Annotated in this window: 2 protein-coding genes; both read right to left on the bottom strand. The window is 67.3% G+C overall.

Going from position 1 to position 2,397, the window contains the following annotated elements; all coding sequences use genetic code 11:
- Positions 1 to 1,603, bottom strand: a 1,603-nt coding sequence (locus L995_RS05995) for a M30 family zinc metallopeptidase (RefSeq protein WP_047470143.1), incomplete at its 3' end; no start/stop codon positions are given.
- Between the two features lie 68 nt (positions 1,604 to 1,671).
- Positions 1,672 to 2,397: substrate-binding domain-containing protein (locus L995_RS05990; protein ID WP_047470140.1), on the bottom strand; the 726-nt coding region annotated here is incomplete at its 5' end.

Below are 2,397 nucleotides of genomic sequence, written 5' to 3'. Positions count from 1 at the left end.
CCGCGTCCTGGTAGGTGCCTTGCGCATCAGGCTGACGCAGGAAGGGGAAATGGCCGCGCGCATTGAGGTTCACCGGTACCGTGGTGGGCAGGACCCGGGAAGACGCCAGGCTGCTGCCGTTGATCGCGGCCAGGGTGAAGCCCTGCTCCGTGCGCGCGGGCCAGCCATAGCCGCTGGGCACATCGCCGGGCAGCAGTGCGATGTTGGCGCCCCAGCGCTGGATGGCGACCGGCAGCGTGGGGCCGCCCGCTTGCTGTATGGCATTGCCCAGGACCTGCAGCGAATCGGTGGACGTGGTGTTGCTCAGCAGCTGCTTGTAGAAGCCCACGCCGTACTGGCGCACCAGATAGGCGCCCAGGCTGCCGTTGACGTCGTAGCCGAAGCAGGGCGCGGCGGTGTCGGCGCTCCAGGCGGCGGGGTCGCAGTTGAAGCCCGAGCGGGACAGCCAGGAAGGGACGCGTCCATTGGCGATGGAGTTGAAGCCGGGCGTGACGCGCTGGGCCACGATGTCTTCGCCCATCATGGCGCTCATTTCCTCCAGGAAGGTGTCGAACGCGTAGTCGGTTCCCGGCTTGGACAGCTGGACGCTGCGGCGGTAGAAGTTCGTCATGTGGACGAACTCATGGGACAGCGTGCTGATCTGGTTGGTCATGCCTTCGGCAGGATCCAGGTACAGCGTTTCCGTATCCATGTAGAACGACAGCGATTGATTGCTGTACTTGAGGTCGGGGTTCGCCGGGTCCTGCTTGAAGTTGTTCAGAGACCAGAAATAGCCCAGCAGCCCGTACGGAGTGCGGTCCGGAACGAAATTCACGAACACGATGTCCAGGGGCTGTTCGGGGTCGATGAGGTTGCTGTAGGAGTGAGCGCCCCAGGGCTCGCCCGACAGCCCCGTGATCAGGGGATAGACCGCGTCGGAGCCGCTGGTGAATCGCTGGAGCAGCGTGTCGAGCATCGCATCGCTGACCTTGGCAGCGTCGTACTCGCTGTCTTCCAGCCAGACGTTGATGGTGCGGGTGCCGGTGGGCGTGGGCACGCTGGCCTGGCGTCTGAGCGTGGCCTGGCGGGCTTCGATGCGGGAGTCGCCGGGTTGGACGAACCAGCTGCGCTGGCTGCCCACGGGCAGCATCGCCGCTGCCTGCGGCTTGATGGATTGCCGCGCCTGCATGTCCGCTGCCGTCAGGCGGGGCTTGAAGTTGCGGATGCGCTCGGGAATCCGGTTGACCGTTGCGGGTGCGGCGCTGAGGCTTTTCTGGGCCGTGGCGGTGGTCGCCGCAGGCGGAGTCAGCGTCAGGGCGGGCATGGGCACGCTGGCGTCGCCGTTGTTGGTGTAGATCAGCGTGACCTGCTTGCTGCCCAGGTTGGTCAGACCCACAGGGATCTGCTGCTCGGCCTGCGTGGTGTTGGTGTAGCTCCAGACGCCCACGCCCTGGCCCGAATAGGTGGTGGCATTGGCCGCGCCGCAGGCCGTGCCCGAGCAGGCGGCGGTCAACTGCGAAGACGGGCCGGACGGGCCGCCGCCTCCACCTCCGCCGCAACCGGCCAGAACGGCGCCCAGGGCCAGTGCGATGGCGGTCTTGCTGTGATGATGATCAAAGAACATGTTTTCCCTTCCTCTTGTGTGACCTGCTGCTGGAGATGTGGATTTTTGGTCCGATATGGCGAGAGATGCTACCCGATGCGATCCGCATCGCTGTCCGGCAACGGCCGCACCGGCACCTGCAACTGCTCCACGAACCGCCGCGCCGCCAGCCCCAGCGGGCGCTCCTTGGACCACACCCAATCGACGAACAGCTGGGTGCCGTTGCTGATGTTGCACAGCGGGATGCGCAGCAGCGCGCCCGTCTGCAGCAGGGGCTCGGCGACGCTGAAGGGCAGCCACCCCCAGCCCAGGCCGGCCGAGACCAGGGACAGGGCCGCCAGGTGGCTGTCCGTGCGCCACAGCTGGTGCGAGAACACGAAGCGCGGATCGGTGTGGGCCAGGTCGCGGCTGGCCAGCAGGATCTGGCGCGTGCCGGCCAGTTGGCCCACGTCCAGGCGCTGCTGCCCGTCCACGCCCAGTTGCCGGGCCAGCGGGTGCCTGGCCGCCATCACGGCGATCATGGTTTCCTGGCCCATCTCCTGGAAATCCTCGCGCCCGTCGATGGCCGGGCGCTCGAAGACCAGGGCCAGATGCGCGCGGCCCGAATGCAGTTCCTTGAGCGCATCGACCTGGGCGGCCACCAGCACTTCCACCTCCAGACCCGGGAATTCCTCGACCAGCGGCTGCAGCGGCGCGGCCCAGGCCGTGGACAGCAGTTCGGGCGCGATTACCAGGGTCAGCCGCTCCTCCAGTCCCTGGTGCAGGGCCAGCGCCTGGTGGTTGAGCTGCTGCAGCTGGGCGGCCAGCAGACGCGG

Source organism: Delftia sp. ZNC0008, assembly GCF_000799035.1.
GTDB lineage: Bacteria > Pseudomonadota > Gammaproteobacteria > Burkholderiales > Burkholderiaceae_C > Comamonas > Comamonas tsuruhatensis.
The sequence above is the reverse complement of the archived record's forward strand: the minus strand, read 5'-3'. Positions and strand labels throughout refer to the sequence as shown.